Below are 18,140 nucleotides of genomic sequence, written 5' to 3' on the forward strand. Positions count from 1 at the left end.
CCTACGACGACGTCCGAGGTGCTTGTTCGCGGGATGCCAACCGGTGCAACGCCGCGAGTCCGAGTTCGGCTGCGGCGGAGGTGAAGTCCGGGTCGAAGAGCAGGAAGCTCAGCAGGTCGCCGTGGTCCTCGCGGGTCCCTCCCACGAGGCGGCCCAGCACCGACAGCCAGGGGTGGCGCAGGCCGCCCACCCCCGCGCCCTTCTCGCTGTAGATGTCGTAGGCGAGCCGGCCGAGGTCGTATGCCTGCTCGAGCGACGGGCCCGCGAACCGCACCTCGATCTCCCGATCCGAGGTCACGTCCGCGCTGTCCACTCCGGCTGCGCGGATGCGCATCAGCCGGTCGTTGCGGACCTCGAGCTGGTGCAGGTCTTCGATCATGCGGTCCGAGAGGACGGCGCGCAGGACGAGTGCGGCGGCACCGAACACGTCGGGTGGCTCGTCGTCGCCGGGCGCGAGATCGGCGGCAGGCTGTTCGATCCAGTGCCGCGGCTGGGTCGCGACGACTCCGAGGGTGTCCGCGCCGAGGGCGAGGGCCGGCTTCAGCGGGGTGTTGAGCTGCAGACCACCGTCGACGTACCAGCCCGCCCACGCCGCCGGTTCGGTGACCCGGACGGGCCGGAACAGCACCGGCACCGCCGCCGAGGCCAGTACGTGCTCGACGGACAGTTCCGTCTCGACGTAGGTGATGTTGCGTTGTTCGTCGTAGTCGGGCAGCGGCACCGACGGGTGTTTCTCGACGAAGACCACGGTGCCGCGGGTGGCGACGGAGGTCGCCGTCACCGCGACCGCCCCGATGGCCCCGCTGCGGATGTTGGCGTGCAGGTCCTCCCAGCAGATGAGAGATGTCAGCAGGTCGCGCATGCGCTCGGTGTCGAGAAGGCTCGGCAGCGTGACGTCCAGACCGGCGGCCTGACCGAGGTAACGCAGGCCGGTGCCGACCAGCGTGCCGACGGGCCCGAAGACGTCGTCCAGTCCCACCGTCGACCACAGGCTCACGATCTTGTGGGTGGCGGACTTGTACCCGTCCCCGGCGAAGGCGGCCAATCCGACGACGTTCAGCGCGCCGGCGCTGGTTCCCACCAGAATCGGCGGGCGCTCCGACCGCGGCAGGTGGGGCAGCAGCGATGCGATCGCCCCGGCCTCGTACGCCCCCCGGGCGCCCGCGCCGGACACCACCAGCCCTACGGTTTCGCTCACGGTCGTCCCCCTCACGACGTGCATACATCGGAGAACGATACGCGCCGATGCGGCGCCGATCGCGTGATCCGCAGAAGCCGAGCGACGCTCGCAATGAGCGGACGTGCCGGCTATCCGGGCGAACGGTTCACTCGCTCGCCGGCCGGCTGGGCGGTCGTCGCGGCCGGCCGCGGCGCGAGCCCCGGGATCACGGTCTCCCCGTATGCCTCGAGGGTCGACGTCTTCGCGTCGTGCTGCAGGTACACGGCGAACTGGTCCACCCCGATCTCCTCGAGTTCCCTCAGCCGGTTCAGATGCTCCTCCGCGTCGCCGACGATGCAGAAGCGGTCGACGATCTCGTCGGCCACGAACTCCGCGTGCGGGTTCCCGGCGCGGCCGTGCTCGTTGTAGTCGTACCCGGAACGCCCGGCGACGTAGCGGGTGAGCGCCTCCGGCACGTCGCTGTCGGTGCCGTACCGCGCCACCAGGTCCGCGGCGTGATTCCCGACCATCCCACCGAACCAGCGGCACTGCTCGCGGGCATGCGTGAGGGCCGCGGCGGATCCGTCCGTCACATAGGCGGGTGCCGCCGCGCAGATCGTCACCGCCGCCGGGTCGCGACCGGCCGCCTCGGCGGCCGCGCGGACCCGCAGGATCGTCCACCTCGCGATCTCCGGATCCGCGAGTTGCAGGATGAATCCGTCGGCCACCCGGCCGATCAGATCGAGCGCCTTCGGCCCGTACCCGGCCACCCACACCTCGAGCGCCGACGTCTCTGCCCACGGGAAGCGCACTGTCACGTCCCGCACCCGGGCCTCACGGCCGTTGCCGAGCTCACGGATGACCTCGATCGCGTCGCGGAGCGTCGCCAGCGTCGCCGGCGCGCCGCCGAGGGTGCGCACCGCCGAATCGCCCCGGCCGATCCCACAGACGGTGCGGTTGCCGAACATGCCGTTGAGCGTGGCGAAGGTCGAGGCCGTGACCGTCCAGTCGCGGGTCGCCGGATTGGTCACCATCGGCCCCACCGTCACGGTGCGCGTCGCGGCGAGGATCATGCTGTGGACGACGTACGGCTCCTGCCACAGCAGGTGCGAGTCGAACGTCCACACGTGGGAGAAGCCGTGTGTCTCCGCCTGCCGGGCCAGCTCCACGACCCGCGCCGCCGGCGGGTTGCACTGGAATACCACTCCGATGTCCACGGGGCTCCTCCCGCCGCGACGTCATGTCGGATCCGATTCTGCGCGCACAACACCTCGGGTGTCCGGCACTCGGCGGGTTCGGGGATCGCGGGCCCATCTGCGGCGAGGGGCCGGTCGTGCCGCTCGTCTGCGTGTCGGTGTCCTGCCGGCGGGCGGTGTGGCCGAGACTGGTCCTGTGTCCGACAACGGTGGTGTGGAAGCGGTGGTGTTCGACCTGGACGGGGTGCTGGTCGACTCCGAACCGCTGTGGGAGCAGGTGCGTCGGCAGGTCGTGGCCGAGCACGGGGGCCGCTGGACCGACGATGCGCAGAGCCGGTTGATGGGCATGAGTACCCCGGAGTGGGCGAGGTATCTCAGTGAGGGTCTCGGTGTCGGCCTGCCACCCGACGACGTGGCGGCGCTGGTCATCGAGCGCATGGGCGCCCGCTACGCCGAGCGGTTGCCGCTGATTCCCGGTGCGGTCGAGGCGGTGCGCGCGATGGCGGCGCGGTGGCCGCTCGGGCTGGCCAGCTCGTCCCCGCAGGCGCTGATCGAGGCCGTGCTCGACGCCGCAGCGCTGGGGGATGCGTTCGCGGTGGCGCTGTCCACCGAGGGTGTGGCGCGGGGGAAGCCGGCCCCCGACATCTACCTGACGGTGGCCGAGCGACTCGGGACGAACCCGGCTCGGTGTGCGGCGGTGGAGGATTCCAGCAATGGGCTGCGGTCGGCGGCGGCGGCCGGCATGCGGGTGATCGCGATTCCCCATCCCCGGTACCCACCCGACCCGGATGCGCTCGCCCTCGCCGGGCTGGTGCTGCCCGGCTTGGACGGTCTCACCCCGGCCGCGGTGGCAGCGATGAGGTGAAAGGCGGAGGCCGGGGCCCCGCCCCGGTGCGGCCGGTCTCGCCCCTATGCCGGCGGACTCGGCGCAACGCCGACTGGCTGTACCGAAATACGTTCGGGGAAAACGGAAGTGGGCGCCGGGACCGCACAGGGCGCGAATCGCGCGGCCTGGAACAGATTGTCGGTGACGCACTCTCCGTCGACACCGCCGGGGACGGAACCGGCGACGAGACCACGGACCTCCCGGTACAGCGCGGTGGTGTGTTCGACGGCGAGTTGCACCGCGAGCTGGTGGTACGTCGTCCCGTCCTGTCCGGGGACCGGCTCACGGCCGCGGAGCGTGCCCGGATCGTCCTTGTTCAGGGTCAGGTGACACTCCTCGAACGAGGCGGGCGGGGCGGGCGGGCCCTCGCTCGGCGGGACGGACGACCCGGCCGGGGGAGCGGGCGGACCGCTCGGGCAGCCGTCGAGACCGTTGGCCGGGGTCAGCTCGAAGAACCCGGTGTGCAGGCCGGCCGGAAGAGCGGCGGGATCGCACGTCGGGAAGAGCGGAGCGAGCCCCGGGGCCCGGTTCGCGGCGACGGCCACCTCGACCCAGTTCGAGTGGGAGTAGAAGTCGGCGAGGGCGTGCGTCAGGCCGCCGAAGGCGCTGCGGGCTCCGAAGCCGTTCACGGGGGTGCGGAACTCCGGTGGTCCGGCGGGTTGCGCGCCGGCGATCACGGCGGGCACGAAGAAGTTCCACGCGTCCCGGGCACGGTCGCAGACGTCCGCCGGCCCCGCGGCGTTGTCGAAGTGCCGGAAGGCGTCGCCCTGGAACAGGTCGCTGCCTTCGTTGCCGGTGCCGGTGAGGAGGCTTCCGGTGATCTCGGCGAGTGCCAGGTCGTCGACGCCCCCGTCGCCGGGGGCCGGCGGCAGCGCTGCCCGCAGAATCGTCCCGTGGACGTCGGGCGCGAAGGCCGGGGCGTTCGGTGGCATCGACACGGACAGGAGTGCGGCGGCGGCAACCGTCACGATCGCCGACAGACCGGGGCGGGGAAGCAGTGTCATGGGTACTCCGCAGTCGTTCGTCGTGGCAGTCGTTCGTCGTGGCAGTCGTTCGTCGTGGCGGTCGTTGGTCGTGAGCACCGCGCTGCGTCCGGCGATGCCGTTGTTCGGGACCGGTGGTGGCCTCCTCCGAATATCCCCCTCGGCGGCGATCGTCGCGGGGGAATTCGGGATCAGCGCAGCGCCTGCCCGGCCGGCACCCCGAACGGCCGCACGAGCACGGCACCCCAGTCCCGCCACGGCGGGCACGGTGGGGGAGGCCGGCCGTTCAGGAACCGGATGGCGGCGTCCTCGAAGGCCGCCGACTCGGGCAGGTACGGGTGGGCGACGCGGGCGGGACACTCGTTGCGCTCCACGTCGAGCTCCCGGCCGTCCGGCATCAGCGGCAGATCGGTGGCCGAGGGCAGGCTCGAGGCGCGCACCGCCCCGGGCAGCGGCCGAGCGAGGACGGACTCCGCGGCACCTGCCGTGCCGAGCAGGTCCCGGGCGGCCGGGGTCTCCGGATCGAAGTGGAACCGGACGAGGTCGGTGGCCGGTGCGGCGAGGCGCAGCAGGTCGGCGAAGACGCGGCCGGGGGCGTTCACGCCGGGCGGTGGGTAGCCGGTCGGGGTGCTCGGGAACGGGCCGACGAGCAGCAGGGCGTCGACGTCGGCCCGCCCGGTGGCGACGGCCTCCCACACCACCCACACCGCGTGCGAATGCGCGGCCACCACCAGCGGACGAGGCAGCCCGGACGCCTGCTCGACGAACAGATCGACCTGTTCCTGGAACGGGCGCTGGGTGTCGCTCGGTCCGTAGGGGGCGCCCGTGCGGATCGGGCACGTCGCGTCCCGCTGCGGCTGCCCGTCGCCCGGCCCGGCATACGAGAAGTAGTACACCTGCTCGCAGCGGTAGCCGAGGCGGTGTACGTCCGTCGCGTGGATCGCGCCCCGCCCCGACGCCGAGTTGATCCCCGAGAGGATCAGCAGCGAACCCGGTTGCGGCGGGCCGGGTTCCGGCTCGTCGTACCCGCGGGTCGCGACGAAAGCGATCGATACGGCGACCAGCGCCGCGACGAACGCGCTCACGGCCGCCCCCGGCCGGCGCAGTGCCGGGCGGTGCATCGCCCGGATCGCCAGGCCGGTCGTGACGGCCGAGACCGGGACGAGCGGCACGGTCAGGACAGGGACCCGTTCGGCCAGGGCGCCCAGCGCCAGGACCACGGCGCAGTACGGCAGCGTCACCTCGACGCGCAGCCCCCGCCGCCGGGTCAGTGCGAGCGCCTCCCGCAGCCGTACGGTGCCCTGCCACGGAACCGGACCGAGCGTCAGCACCAGCACCCCGACCAGGGCGACGGCCGGCCAGAACAGCCGGGAGTACAGGACGGCGTAGGCGGTGGCGTCGGCGAATGCCGCCAGCAGCACCGGCCCGAACGCGACCGCGTAGAACAGGGCCGCGAACCGCAGGCGGCGGGCATCGAGACCGCCCAGCAGCCACGCCATGAGCGCCACCCGCGCCGCGGACACGGCGGCGAGCAACATCAGGAACACCGGCCACGACGGCGCCCGCGACAGCAGAAGTCGCAGGTCGGCGAACTGGTCCAGCGGGGGCAACGCCACCAGGTGGATCAGCCCCGGCCACGTCGGGACCGCGTTCGTCACCGCGAGCAGCACGACGAGCGCCGCCGCGGCCGCGAGCGGCCACCAGCGCCACCACCGTCCCTCGCGCACGCGGCCTCCCGTCGCCGACTGCCTCGAATCTAGGGGGTGCGCGGGTGCCCGGCGCCGGATTCGTCCGGGTCCCGGTGTACTTTGCCAAGCGAACGAGTAGCGAGGGTGCTGGGGGTGCGGCAAACGTGCCCCGGGGCCCTTCGATCCGTTCCGTGACGGCGGCGAGGCCGGCCTGCGCGAGAAGCTGGCGCCCCTCGATGTCGAGCAGCTCGAGGACATCGTCGCCGAGCACGCGATGGACCACGACCGCCTCGCCATGCGCTGGCGCACGCCGAAGAAGCTGCAGGACAGGATCGTCGAACGGGTCAGGGCGCTCGCGACGAAGGGCGACGCCTTCCGCTGACGCAACCGGACCGGGGAGCGGTCCCGGTCAGGGTGTCCGGGTCCGTCGATCCACTTCCTTCTCGACAGCGAGAGCCAGGTCGTGAACGACCCGGGAGTGCCATTGCTTGTGCGCCGCGAGGTCCGCGGCGAGCGCATGGCAGTCCGGGCATTCCTGGGCGGCGCTGTTCTGCTGGGTGTGCTCCATGGTGTTGCACCTCCTGGAAGAGATATCCGCCTCCACCGTGGCACGGATGCGGAACGTAGTCCACGGCTGTGCGCGCCTGATGATGTACCGGCTTGCACTCCCTGTGGCGTGCTTGCACCCGTTGTGGCGGGACAGAGGGGATGCAAGGTGCGCAGTACGGATGCAAGCTCCCGGGACGGGCAGCGGATACCGTGGCGTTCGTGAAGACGGTAGGTGTCGATCTCGCGGCCGAGCCGGCGAAGACGGCGGTCGCCACCCTCGCGTGGGAGCACGGCACCGCGACGGTGCAGGCGCTGCGGCTCGGCGCGACCGACCCGGAGATCGTGGCCGCGATCGTCGCGGCGGACCGGAGCGGGATCGACGCGCCCTTCGGATGGCCCGACGCGTTCGTCGAGTTCCTCGGCGCGCATCACCGCCTCGAGTACTCGCGCGAACGCGCCCTGAGCAGCCGGCCCGGACGCCTCCCGCTGGTGCGACGATCGACCGACCGCGTGGTGCATGCCCGGACGGGGATCGTCCCGCTGAGCGTGTCCGCGGATCTCATCGCCCACGTGGCGCTCCGGTGTGCGGGCCTGCTCGCGGAACTCGATGCCGTCGGAGTGGAGGTCGACCGCGTCGATGGTGCGGTGGTGGAGGCGTATCCCGCTGCCGCGCTGCAGGGTTGGGGACTGCCGTTCAAGGGGTACAAGAGCGCGAAGAACCGCGAGGTGCGCGCCGCATCGGTGGCTGCGCTGGAAGGGGCCCTGCCGGGACTGACGCTCGGCGGCTTCCGGGACCTGTGCGTCGACTCCGACGACGCGTTCGATGCGGTCGTCGCCGGCCTCGTCGCCCGCGCGGCCGCCCTCGGCAGAACCGTCCGGCCCGATGCGGCGCAGCACGCCGTCGCGGTCCGGGAGGGATGGATCCATTTGCCGGTGTGCGGAATCGGCGAACTGCTCTGAGGTGACCGGACCCTCGGCGCCGTGCCGGTACGCTGCAGGCGACGAGAGGAGCCGCATGGACCCGGTGATCCGGATATCCGACGAGGTGCGCGCCGCCGTCGCGGCCCGCCGCCCGGTGGTGGCCCTGGAATCGACGATCTTCACCCACGGCCTGCCGCGTCCGCGCAACCTCGAGGTGGCGCTCGAGGCGGAGGCGCGGTTGCGGGCGGCGGACGTCGTCCCCGCCACCGTCGGCGTGCTCCGCGGCGTCCCCACCGTCGGACTGTCCACCGACGAGATCACCGAACTCGCGACGTCGCAGACCGTGACGAAGCTGAGCGTGCGCGACCTGCCGATCGCCGTCGCACGACGGCTGTCCGGCGGCACCACCGTCGCGGCGACGGCCCTGCTCGCGCACCGCGCCGGTGTCGGGGTCTTCGCGACGGGTGGGCTCGGGGGCGTGCACCGCGGCGCACAGAGCACCTTCGACGAATCCGCCGACCTGGTCGCCCTGTCCACCGTGCCGATCCTCGTCGTCAGCGCCGGCGTCAAGTCGATCCTCGACATCCCGGCCACGCTGGAGCGGCTCGAGACCCTGAGCATTCCGGTCGTCGGCTACCGCACCCGGAGCTTCCCCGGCTTCTACATCCGCGACAGCGGCTGCCCGCTCGAGTATTCCGTCGACTCCCCGGCCGAGGTCGCCGAGCTGGTCCGCGCCCGGGACGCGCTCGGCCTGAAAACCGCTGTCCTGCTTGCGAATCCGGTCCCGGAGGACGCACAGCTCGACCCCGGACTGCATGCGCGGGTGCTGCGCGAGGCCGAGGAGCGGGCCGCGGCCGCCGGGGTCGCCGGCAAGGACACGACGCCGTTCCTGCTCGACCACTTCCACCGCGCCACCGGCGGCCGCAGCCTCGACGTCAACGTCGAGGTCTACCGGGGCAACGTCGCGCTCGGCGGCGCCGTCGCGACGGCACTCGCCGGCGGTCCGACCTGACGACCGCCGCATCGGTGCGTCCTTTGGGCGGCCAGGGCAGCCCAAAGGACGCACCGCACCTTCAAGCATCAGCCGCGCCGCTTGTTCCACTCGATTGCCGGGCACGTGTCCATGACCATCGCCACCCCGGCCTCGGTGGTGCGCGCGAACGCGTCCTCGTCGATCACCCCGAGCTGGAACCACACGCCCTTCGCGCCGATCGCGACGGCCTGGTCGGCGAACTCGCCCGCCGACTCCGAGCGGCGGAACACATCGACGACGTCGACCGGGAACGGCACGTCCGCGAGGGATGCGTAACCCTGCTCGCCGAGCACCGTCGGCGCACTCGGATGAACGGGGACGATCCGCTTGCCGCGCTCCTGGAGCAGCCGCGCGATCCGGTACGCGGTGCGGTCCGGGTTGCCCGAGAGCCCGACCACCGCCCAGGTGGTGCAGTCGTCGAGCATCAGGCTCACAGCCTTCGGGTCCTGCCACGTGGTGCTCATGACAGCGAAATTACCCCTCGCCGGCGGAGGGTGCGGGTCGCCTCGGCACCCGGCCCGACCCGCCGGAGGCCGAGGCGGCCCGCGACCGCCGAACCCCTGCCCGTACTCTGGAGTACAGAAACTCGAGTCGTGGCGCGGGACCCCGTCGCAACACAGCTCACCGATGCGTACGGGGCGCAGCACAGGAATGGACGCAGTCGAGTGCACGACACTGCCGGTCGAGGGATCCAGGCCTTCATCTCCGAGGTCATCCAGCGCGGAGGCCGCGCCGAGAAGCTCGAGCACCTGCCGCGCAACCCGGTCCAGGTGTGGGGCGTCGACGGGAGCAGCTGCATCGTCCGTGTCCGCACCAGGATCGACGGGGACTGGCAGGCCCGCCGGCAGGACGCCCTGCCCGACACCGACGACACCGGGTCGCAGTTCTGGGTGTTCGTCGATCTGGGAAGCGACCCGGCGGAGTACTTCGTCCTGCCGTCCGACGAGGTCGCGGCGGGCATCGCCGCCGAGGTCGACATCTGGATGTCCGACGGCCCCGGCCGGACGCACACGGGAAGCCACGCCATCCCCCTCAGCAGCGTCGCCCACGGCAAGGACTGCTGGGATCTGCTCGGCCTGACACCCGCCAAGGACACCACCCGCTACACCGACGACGACGCGGCCGAGGCCGAACAGGAGCGGCTCGCCCGCAACCGCGCACGGAAGGCGAGCGCCGGCGAGGCGCGCGGGTCGGCCGAACCCGAGGTCGTCGAGGATCCGCGGCTGTCGGTGGTGGCCGACCGGGACGGCTACCGCGTCAAGGGACGGTTCGATCCCACCACCGGGACCCTCGAGATCACGGCCGGCCCCATGGAAGGTCGGCGGTTCCCCGACCCGACCACCGCCGCCGTCGCTGTTGCGAGCTACCTCAGCGGCGACACCGAGACCTGCGACGGTGGCACGTTCTGGCGGCTCGACCAGCCGGAATCGACGCCGTTGGGGACGCACCTGGCGTGACGCCACCCGAGGTTCGCGTCCCGTTCGCCGTCGCGTCGACTCCGGGGTGTCCGAGGGCAACCCGAATCCGTTCGACTATCGTCATACTCGACGTGTGCCCCTGAGCACGTCGGCGAACGGAAGCGAGAGATCATGGGCAGCCCTCGTGGGGCCGAGCGAATAGCCGAATACCCGAGGCCGTCGCACACCCTGCTGCACATCACCGACACCCACCTCGTCGGCGGCGACGAGTTGCTCTACGGAACGGTCGACGCCGACGCCCGGGTGCAGCAGATCCTCGCCGACATCCGCGCCTCCGGGGTGCAGCCCGATGCGCTCGTGTTCACCGGCGACCTCGCCGATCGCGGCCAGCCGGACGCCTATGCGAAGCTGCGCGGTCTCGTCGAACCCGTCGCGCAGGCGCTCGGCGCGCAGATCGTGTGGGCCATGGGCAACCACGACGACCGTGCCACCTTCCGGGAACTGCTGCTCGATCAGGCGCCGTCCACCGGACCCGTCGACCGCGTCTACCACGTCAACGGCCTGCGCATCATCACCCTCGACACCTCGGTGCCCGGCTTCCACCACGGCGAGGTCTCGCAGGAACAACTGAACTGGCTGGCGCAGGAACTCGAGACGTCGGCGCCCTTCGGCACCATCCTCGCCATGCATCACCCGCCGGTGCCCAGCGTGTTCGACCAGGCTGTGCTCGTCGAACTGCGCGACCAGGCCGGCCTCGCCGAGGTGCTGCGCGACACCGACGTGCGCACCATCCTCGCCGGGCACCTGCACTACACCACGACCGCGACGTTCGCCGACATCCCCGTTTCCGTGGCCTCCTCGACGTGCTACACCCAGGACCTCAACGTTCCGGCCGGGTGCCAGCGCGGCCACGACGGTGCCCAGGGCTTCAACCTCGTGCACGTCTACCCGGACACCATCGTGCACTCGGTGGTGCCGACCGGCAGCTACGCGACCGCCGGGCGGCCGTCCACCGCGGAGGACGCCGCGCAGCGTCTCGCCGAGGCCGGGATCCGTATCCCCGAGAACCCGGACGTCACCGTCCGCGTCTAGCAGACGGATGCACCCGGGCGGCCCGCCTACTCGGTGGGCGCGAGCACGATGTCGAAGTCGACGCTCGCCCAGCTGCGCCCCGCGACATCGTGTCCGTCCGGCGGTGGCTCCTGAGCCGAGTGCCGGACGAAGTCCTTGACGAGCGAGTCCTCGACACCGAACACGCTGTCGCGGTCGAGGTAGTCGCAGCCGTCGACGAAGATGTGAGTGACGAGCGTTCGAAGCCCCGGCGCGGACACCATGAAGTGCAGGTGGGACGCGCGTATCGGTGAGCGTCCGGCGGCTTCGAGCAGCCGCCCGACCGGTCCGTCGTGTGGAATCGGGTAAGGGGTGGGGGTCAGCCCCCAGAAGCTGTACCGGCCGTCGTCGCCGGTGAACAGGTGAGCGCGCGCCGCGACGCGGTCGTCGCGGTACTGCACGTCGTACAGTCCGTCCTCGTCGGCCTCCCACACCTCGATGCGCGCCCCCGGCACAGGCCGGCCGGTGAGGTCGCGGACGGTGCCCTGCACTCGGCACGGTTGGCCCTTCGCGCCGAACGTCAGGTCGCCGCCGGACTCGATGCGCGGTGACCCGTCGACGAAGAACGGCCCGAACACGGTCGCCGCGGTGGCGTCGCCGATGGTCTCGTTGCCGACGGCGATGGTCTGCATCGAGACCCCGAGGACGTCCGACAGGAGGACGAACTCCTGGCGCTTGTCGTCGGTGACGTGTCCGCATTCGGTGAGGAAGGCGACCGCGGTACTCCATTCCTGTTCGGTGAGCCGAACCTCGCGCACGTACGCGTGCAGATGCCGGACGAGTGCCTGCATGAGCTGACGCAGGCGCGGCGACTCGGTGTCGTCGAACGACGCGACGACCCGGTCGACGAGATCCTGCTCGCGTCGTGCCTGTTCGGGCGATACGGAGGGCGCCGGGTCGACCGAACGGGCGGGCGGCTGGAGCGGGTGGTGATCGGATGGGATGGTCACGGAGTCCTCCGGGTCTGCCGACCCGACCACGCCGCGTAGAGCAGCTCGGTCAGGTTCTGCGGCGTGACGGGCATGGGATCGGTGTCGGGAACGGCGGCAAGGCAGCGCTGCACCGCGTCGGGCAGGTCCGCCTCGCGCATCCCCAGCTCGGCGAGGGACGTCGGGGCGTCCAGGCGCCGCCGTAGTTCGTCGAGCGCAGCGGGGGCCGCACCGGGATCCGTCGGGGTCGGGGACCCCAGCGCGACGGCGAGGCGCCGGCCGAGCGTGCCGAGCGACGCGGCGTTGAGGGCCAGCACGTGAGGCAGCACGACGGCGTGTGTCTGCGCATGCGGCAGACCGTATGCGCCACCGAGGACGTGGCAGATCTTGTGGTGCATGCCCGCGCCGGCCGACGCGAACCCCACGGCGGCGAGGTACGCGCCGTACAGGCAGCGGTCGCGGCCGTCGATTCCGTCCGGGTCCGCGACCACCTCCGGCAGGCCGGTGGCGAGAGCGCGGGCGCCTTCGAGGCAGAGCGCGGCGTTGATCGGATCGGCGCGCGGGGCCCACAGCGAGTCGACGCAGTGAGCGAGCGCGTTCAGGCCGCTGGCGACGCTCAGGTCGACCGGCAGGCCGACGGTCAGTTCGGAGTCGTAGACGACCGAGGTGGGCAGGACCGCGCCGTCGGCGCCGGTGGTCTTCACGCCGTTGTCGGTCAGCCCCCACACGTCGGTCGCTTCCGAGCCGGCGTAGGTCGTCGGCACGGCCACGATCGGCAGGGCGGTGGTCATCGCGACGGCCTTGGCCAGGCCGACCGCCGATCCTCCGCCGACACAGACGAGGGCGTCGGCCTCGGCGTCGACGGCGGCCCGCCGTGCTCGTCGCGCCACCTCGACGGGGACGTGCGGGTGGACCTCCGACCAGTGCCGAACGACCGGCAGGTCCCCGACGACGCGGTCGGCGAGGGCGCCTTCCGCCGCCGATGCCACGAGCATGACCCGCGCGGCGCCGAGCCGGTCGATCTCGGCCGCGAGGTGACGGCGTGCGCCTCCGGCTTCGAACACCACGCGCTGCGGACGGGTTTCGTGGGTGAACGACAGTCCCATCGGTCACGCCTGCCGGTGCAGGATGCGGAGCATGGCGTCGCGCAGTGCGGTCACCGGGTCGTCCGACATGCGGTGTGCGCGCCAGCCGATGTGGGTGTCCGGCCGGACCAGGACCGCCCCGTCCTCCGCCACCTCCCGCAGCCTGCCCCAGTCGAAGTACAGGTCCTGCACCGGCTCGCCGGCTCCGATCACGATCGGGACCACGTCGACGCCGAGCTCCTCCGAGACCTTCGCGGCCGCGCCGGCCCACGCCCGGCCGGTCTTGCCGGTGAAGAGCGTGAACTGCGTGTACTGCGCCAGATCGTGCGTCGACATCCTGCTCGTCGAATCACCCACCCAGCAATGCGGCAGGCGCACGCCGGGATACGTGTGCGGCTCGTAGTGCAGTTCCGGATCCCGGGTGGGGACGGGCGGGGCGCTCCCGTCCTCGACCACCGCGGGGGAGCCGGCGTAGTTCTGCCCGAGTTCCACGCCGAGGGCGTTGAACTCGTAGTTCTTCAGTTCCATCGCCGCCGCGAGCGCCTGCCTCTTGGCGGCGCCCTCGGGTGTGTCGGCCCGGAGTTCGGCGAGTTCGGCCTGCATGTGTTCGACCGTCGTCGCCCGCGTCGTGCCGAGGGCTTCGAAGATTCCCACGAATTCACGACTGGACTTGTTGGCCCGCTTGACGATCTGCTCGGCGACAGGGACACGTTCGACCGAGTAGGTCTCGAGCAGTCCCCGGCCGGCGCGTCCTTCCAGCACGGCGGCGATCTTCCAGGCGAGGTTGTAGGAGTCCTGGATGGACGTGTTGGAGCCGAGGCCGTTGCTCGGCGGGTGCCGGTGGGCGGCGTCGCCGGCGATGAAGACCCGGCGGGTCTGCATGTGCGTGGCGTACATCTCGTTGTTGCCCCACAGCGAGTAGCCCGTGATCTCGACGTCGATGTCGTCGCGACCGATCATGGTGCGGACGATCTCCCGGGCGCGATCGTCGTTCATCTCCGGTGCCGGCAGTTCGATGTCGTAACCCCACACGGCGAGCCACTCGTTCCAGGGGCGCACCATGCGGACGAGTCCGGCGCCGATGCCGCCGACATCCGAGCCGGGCTGCACCACCCAGTACAGCACCGAGGGGCGGTGCGCGACGAGGTCGGTGAGGTCGGCGCGGAACGTGATGTTCATCGAACCGGCAATGTCCATCCGGCCCTCGAACGGCAGCCGGAGGGCGTTTGCGATCGTGGAGCGGGCGCCGTCCGCCCCGATCAGATACCTGGCGCGGATGTCGAACTCGCGGCCGTCGAGCCGATCGAGAACCCGGACGGTGACCCCGTCGGCGTCCTCGGAATGCGAGAGGTATTCCGTCGAGAACCGCGTCTGCGTACCGCGGACCGTGGCGTTCTTCACGAGGATCGGCTCGAGGTGCGTCTGCGGGATGTCGCAGTTGAGGGACGGCGAAGCGAGCACGTAGTCGGCCTCGCGGGCGGGGTGGGTTCCCCACGACAGGATCCGCCCGAGTTCCTCACCGGCCAGGGCGGTGCAGAACACGGTGTCGCCCATGATGTCGTGGGGGGACGCTTCCGCAAGGACCTGCTGTTCGATGCCCACGTCACGGAAGATCTCCATTGTCCGCTGATTGGTGATGTGGGCGCGCGGCGTGTTGGCGGTCCACCGGTACTTGGTGATCATGATGTTGTCGATGCCGAGGGTGGACAGGAACAGCGCGGCCGACGCCCCGGCGGGGCCGGATCCGACGACGACGACGTCGGTTTGGACGACCGGGCCGGGGGGAGGAACGGTCTCGTCGAGACCGTCGTGGAAGACAGGCATGGGTACTCCGAAGGCAGGGGGCGGAAGGTGGGTGTCAGTCGTAGTAGCGGAAGATCACCTCGGCGACGCAGGCGGGCTTGTCGCCGTCCTCGATCTCGATGACGCACCGGTAGACGGCATCGACACCACCGTCGAAGGGCACGGTGTCGGTCAGGTGCAGGTCCAGCCGCACCCGCGAGTCGACCGGAACCGCGGCGGGGAAGCGAACTCGGTCGAGGCCGTAGTTGAGTCCGACGGAGCAGAAGGAGGTATCGATGGTCTGCTGGATGAGCCCGCCGATCAGCGCCAACGTGTGGTACCCGTGCGCGATGATCGAGCCGAACGGGGAGGCCGCGGCGCGCTCGGCGTCGAAGTGGATCCAGTTGAAGTCGTGGGTGGCTTCACCGAATCCGCGGATGTGCTGGTGGTCCATCGTCACCCACGGACTGGAGCCCAGGTGCGTGCCGACGTGGTCGGTGAGGTCGGCGGTGCTGTCGAAGACGATCATCGTTCCTCCTGGGACTGGACGGGGGCGGGCGTATCGGCTCTCGGGTCGAGCATCTGTTGCACGCCCCGGCGGTCGAGCTTGGAGTTGGCGAGCAGCGGGATCCGGTCGCAGAACCGCACGCTCTTGGGGATCTTGTAGGAGCTGAGACGCTCGCGAAGGAACTTCTTCACGTCGTCCTCGGTCGGGGCGTGCCCGGGCGCCGGGATCGCAAGCATGTGGGCGGCCTCGCCGAGGTCGGGATCCGGCACGGCGGCCACGGCGGCGAGCTGGATGCCGGGGTGATTCTCGACGATCTGCTCGATCTCCATCGGCGAGATGTTGTAGCCGCCGGAGCGGATGAGCAGTTTCGAACGTCCGGCCAGGACAAGGTTTCCCGAGTCGTCGAAGTACCCGAGATCGCCGGTGCGCAGCCAGCCCGTCGGCGTGATCGCCTCGGCGGTCTTCTCGGGCTTGCGCCAATACCCTTGCATCAACGGGTTTCGGCGTACGAGGATCTCGCCGGGTTCGCCGGTGTGGTGCCCCGGGATCGGTTCGATCCGGATGTCGACGTCGTCGAGCGGCTTGCCGACGGTGCGGGTCGCATCCGCAGGAGTGATGTCCCGATCGGTCATGGTGATGCACCCGATCTCCGTCATGCCGTAGGAGGCGCCGACGACGGGGATGCGGGCGGCGAGGCGTTCGGCCAGGCTCACCGGCAACGGTCCGACCCACCACAACCGCTCGAGCGAGCCGAGGTCCGCGGTCTCGAACCGATCGTGTGCCATGAGCCTGTTGAGCATGGTCTGGATGACTCCCTGCCAGAGGGTGACCTTCTCCTGCTCGATCGCGGTGAGCGCGGCGCCGGCGTCGAAGCGCGGCAGCTGGACGAGGGTGCCGCCGGACAGAATCGCGGACACGATCTCGTTGCCCTGACCGCCGATGTGGTCGATCGGCATGAGCGACAGGATTCGTGGCGCCTCGACGGGGGTGTGGCGCAGGAGCGCGGAGAAGGTGAGGATGCCGCGATGGGTCACGACAGCGCCCTTCGGGTCCCCCGTCGTCCCGGACGTGTAGACGATCGACAGCGGGGCGTCGGGATCGACGGGCCGCACGACGGATCGTGCGGGAGCCACCTCGAAGGGCAAGGGCCCGCCCGGCTCGTCACCGAGATGGACGACGGCACGAATGTCGTGGCGTTCCGCGGCCCGATCGACGAGGGCACCGAACTGCGTGCCTTCGAATCGGTCCACGGTGACGAGGATGGAGGGTGTGGCGTCCGTGAGGATGTAGTCCAGTTCCTTGTCGTTCACCCGGGTTCCGATCCCGAGGAAGATCGCGCCCAGGCGGGCGCACGCGAGATAGACGGCGACGACTTCGGGGCGCGGGTACGAGAGCATGCCGACCCGGTCGCCGGCGCGCACCCCCAGCGCCTCGAGACCGGCGGCGGTGCGTTCGGCCTGTTCGCGCAGTTCGCCGTAGGTGCAGCGGAACGGACCGTGCACGACGGCCTCGCGATCGGGGTGGGCGGCGGCGCGACCGGCGAACACGTCCCAGAGGCTGGTGCTCGGTGTGCCGGGGTCGGGATGCGGTTGATCGATCATGATGGTCCTCGGCGTGCGGTGGTGGTCAGAAGCGGGTGGACGGTGAGAAGCGTTCGGCGGAACCGGATGTCACCCGGCTGTCCAGCCACATACCCGGCCGGCTCCACCAGCGCGCGGCGAACGCCGCACCCCATTGCGCGGCCCGGTCGAGCACGGTGTTCGCCTCCATCTGGGCGAGCGCGCCACCGGCCGCGTCGGCGTTGAAATGCCCTGCGCGGCGGCGTGTCTCGCCCGCCGCACCGACCTGTTCCCGAGCGGCGGCGTCCCCGCCGTCGCGCGCTGCGGCGGCGAACGCCTCGATCGCGGCTTGCGCGTCGCGCACTCCGGAGTTCAACCCGCGTCCGCCGCCGAACGGTGCGAACAGGTGCGCCGCTTCGCCCGCGAGGAACACACGGTTGTGCGGGTCCGTGAATCGCGCGGCGACCGCGCGATGGAATCGATAGCTCGAGACCCACGCGATGCGATCGCGGTAGCGTTCGCCGAGGACGGCCGCGACCCAGGCGGCGGTGCCGTCGGCCGACTGGAGGGCCTCGACGCCGTCGTCTCGGCGCGCCTGCAGGTCGAGACGCCACCCACCCCGGAAGGGCAGGACGAGGACGTTGCGTCCCTCGACGGCCGGGTGCCGGTAGTGGAACTCCCGCACGAGGGGCAGCGGGTCGTCGGCCACCTCGTCGACGTCCACGATGACGAAGGACGCGTCGGAACGGGGGCCTTCCATCTCGATTCCCAGTGACGTGCGCACCGCGGAGTGCGCGCCGTCGGCGGCGACGACGTAGTCCGCGTCGATTGTGCTGCCGTCGACGAGGTGGACCGCGACCCCGTCCGCGGTGGACGACACGCTGCCGACCCGGGTGTTCCACCGGATCGGAATCCCGGCCGCCTCGACGTGCTCGAGCATCGCCCGCTCCTGCAGTCGCTGCGAGATGCTCGAGCCGAACGCGCCGTGGGGTGCGCGCGGGAAGGTCCGTTCGTACACGGTGCGGCCGTGGTACGTCGAACGGATGCGCGGCCAGGTCACGCCCTCGCGGGCGAGCCGCGCGCCCAGGCCGGGGGAGAAGGTGTCGAGCTGGTCCAGCGTCTCGCGGTAGAGGTAGGTCGCGCGGCTTCCGGCGCGGAGGCGGTCGCTGCCCTCGGCCTCGAGGACGGTCGCCCGGAGGCCGTGCGAGTGCGCGGCGAGGGCGGCCACGAGTCCGACGGGGCCGGCGCCGACGACCACGACATGACATCGTGACGCCGAGGTCGGGTCCGGGGGAGCGGGGGATTCGGAGGTCATGGCTTCGACTGTTGCCGGA

Annotated in this window: 17 protein-coding genes; 5 read left to right on the plus strand and 12 right to left on the minus strand. The window is 71.3% G+C overall.

The annotated features are described in order from the left end of the window. Position 1: 1 nt before the first annotated feature. The gene (locus tag RR3_RS01755; RefSeq protein ID WP_048773057.1) at positions 2 to 1,222 is read right to left on the minus strand and encodes a patatin-like phospholipase family protein; all 1,221 of its coding nucleotides are present in this window, start codon (positions 1,220 to 1,222) and stop codon (positions 2 to 4) included. 86 nt (positions 1,223 to 1,308) lie between these two features. Beyond that, complete coding sequence (locus RR3_RS01760; RefSeq protein ID WP_010592326.1) at positions 1,309 to 2,376, minus strand: TIGR03842 family LLM class F420-dependent oxidoreductase; 1,068 nt, start codon at positions 2,374 to 2,376, stop codon at positions 1,309 to 1,311. Between the two features lie 175 nt (positions 2,377 to 2,551). Here RR3_RS01760 and RR3_RS01765 point away from each other — a divergent pair, with 175 nt between their 5' ends. Beyond that, entirely contained in the window at positions 2,552 to 3,220 is a 669-nt protein-coding gene (locus RR3_RS01765) for an HAD family hydrolase (protein ID WP_010592325.1), read from the plus strand. A gap of 44 nt (positions 3,221 to 3,264) precedes the next feature. Here RR3_RS01765 and RR3_RS01770 read toward each other — a convergent pair whose 3' ends face one another. The 3 genes from RR3_RS01770 to RR3_RS24780 all read right to left on the minus strand — a co-directional run bounded on the left by RR3_RS01770 (position 3,265) and on the right by RR3_RS24780 (position 6,480). Next, positions 3,265 to 4,245: a hypothetical protein gene (locus RR3_RS01770; RefSeq protein ID WP_072786292.1), complete on the minus strand. Its 981-nt coding sequence runs from the start codon at positions 4,243 to 4,245 to the stop codon at positions 3,265 to 3,267. Between the two features lie 170 nt (positions 4,246 to 4,415). Then, on the minus strand, positions 4,416 to 5,951 hold the full coding sequence (locus RR3_RS01775) for a hypothetical protein (protein WP_064065994.1): 1,536 nt from the start codon (positions 5,949 to 5,951) through the stop codon (positions 4,416 to 4,418). 370 nt (positions 5,952 to 6,321) lie between these two features. Then, a complete protein-coding gene (locus RR3_RS24780; RefSeq protein WP_003936233.1) occupies positions 6,322 to 6,480 on the minus strand; it encodes a hypothetical protein in 159 nt (52 codons plus the stop codon). Positions 6,481 to 6,620: 140 nt separating this feature from the next. Here RR3_RS24780 and RR3_RS01785 point away from each other — a divergent pair, with 140 nt between their 5' ends. Beyond that, a complete protein-coding gene (locus RR3_RS01785) occupies positions 6,621 to 7,421 on the plus strand; it encodes a DUF429 domain-containing protein (RefSeq protein ID WP_082900288.1) in 801 nt (266 codons plus the stop codon). A 55-nt stretch (positions 7,422 to 7,476) separates the two neighbouring features. Beyond that, positions 7,477 to 8,394, plus strand: coding sequence for a pseudouridine-5'-phosphate glycosidase (locus tag RR3_RS01790; RefSeq protein WP_064065992.1), 918 nt, complete (start codon positions 7,477 to 7,479; stop codon positions 8,392 to 8,394). Positions 8,395 to 8,462: 68 nt separating this feature from the next. Here RR3_RS01790 and RR3_RS01795 read toward each other — a convergent pair whose 3' ends face one another. Continuing rightward, positions 8,463 to 8,879 carry a CoA-binding protein gene (locus RR3_RS01795; RefSeq protein ID WP_064065991.1) on the minus strand — a complete coding sequence of 139 codons (417 nt, stop codon included), beginning with the start codon at positions 8,877 to 8,879 and terminating at the stop codon, positions 8,463 to 8,465. 201 nt (positions 8,880 to 9,080) lie between these two features. Between RR3_RS01795 and RR3_RS01800 the strand changes: the two genes are divergently transcribed. Together RR3_RS01800 and RR3_RS01805 are read left to right on the plus strand one after the other, a co-directional pair. Further along, positions 9,081 to 9,872 (plus strand): hypothetical protein, encoded by a 792-nt coding sequence (locus RR3_RS01800; RefSeq protein WP_010592317.1) that lies wholly within the window; start codon positions 9,081 to 9,083, stop codon positions 9,870 to 9,872. A gap of 132 nt (positions 9,873 to 10,004) precedes the next feature. After that, a complete protein-coding gene (locus RR3_RS01805; protein WP_064065990.1) occupies positions 10,005 to 10,925 on the plus strand; it encodes a phosphodiesterase in 921 nt (306 codons plus the stop codon). A gap of 26 nt (positions 10,926 to 10,951) precedes the next feature. Here RR3_RS01805 and RR3_RS01810 read toward each other — a convergent pair whose 3' ends face one another. From RR3_RS01810 to RR3_RS01835, 6 genes are read right to left on the minus strand one after another with little or no spacing between them, the layout of a single operon-like run. Next, positions 10,952 to 11,893: a hydroxyquinol 1,2-dioxygenase gene (locus RR3_RS01810; protein ID WP_371851022.1), complete on the minus strand. Its 942-nt coding sequence runs from the start codon at positions 11,891 to 11,893 to the stop codon at positions 10,952 to 10,954. Further along, positions 11,890 to 12,978: a maleylacetate reductase gene (locus RR3_RS01815; protein ID WP_064065989.1), complete on the minus strand. Its 1,089-nt coding sequence runs from the start codon at positions 12,976 to 12,978 to the stop codon at positions 11,890 to 11,892. Before RR3_RS01815 ends, RR3_RS01810 begins: the two co-directional genes overlap by 4 nt. A gap of 3 nt (positions 12,979 to 12,981) precedes the next feature. After that, entirely contained in the window at positions 12,982 to 14,781 is a 1,800-nt protein-coding gene (locus tag RR3_RS01820) for an FAD-dependent oxidoreductase (protein WP_064065988.1), read from the minus strand. Between the two features lie 34 nt (positions 14,782 to 14,815). Then, positions 14,816 to 15,268 carry a MaoC family dehydratase gene (locus RR3_RS01825; RefSeq protein WP_010592312.1) on the minus strand — a complete coding sequence of 151 codons (453 nt, stop codon included), beginning with the start codon at positions 15,266 to 15,268 and terminating at the stop codon, positions 14,816 to 14,818. Then, positions 15,265 to 16,848: a class I adenylate-forming enzyme family protein gene (locus tag RR3_RS01830; protein ID WP_064065987.1), complete on the minus strand. Its 1,584-nt coding sequence runs from the start codon at positions 16,846 to 16,848 to the stop codon at positions 15,265 to 15,267. Before RR3_RS01830 ends, RR3_RS01825 begins: the two co-directional genes overlap by 4 nt. Before the next feature lie 25 nt (positions 16,849 to 16,873). Next, positions 16,874 to 18,121 (minus strand): FAD-dependent monooxygenase, encoded by a 1,248-nt coding sequence (locus RR3_RS01835; protein ID WP_234420173.1) that lies wholly within the window; start codon positions 18,119 to 18,121, stop codon positions 16,874 to 16,876. Positions 18,122 to 18,140 lie beyond the last annotated feature (19 nt).

Source organism: Rhodococcus ruber NBRC 15591 (genome assembly GCF_001894945.1).
Classification (GTDB): domain Bacteria; phylum Actinomycetota; class Actinomycetes; order Mycobacteriales; family Mycobacteriaceae; genus Rhodococcus; species Rhodococcus ruber.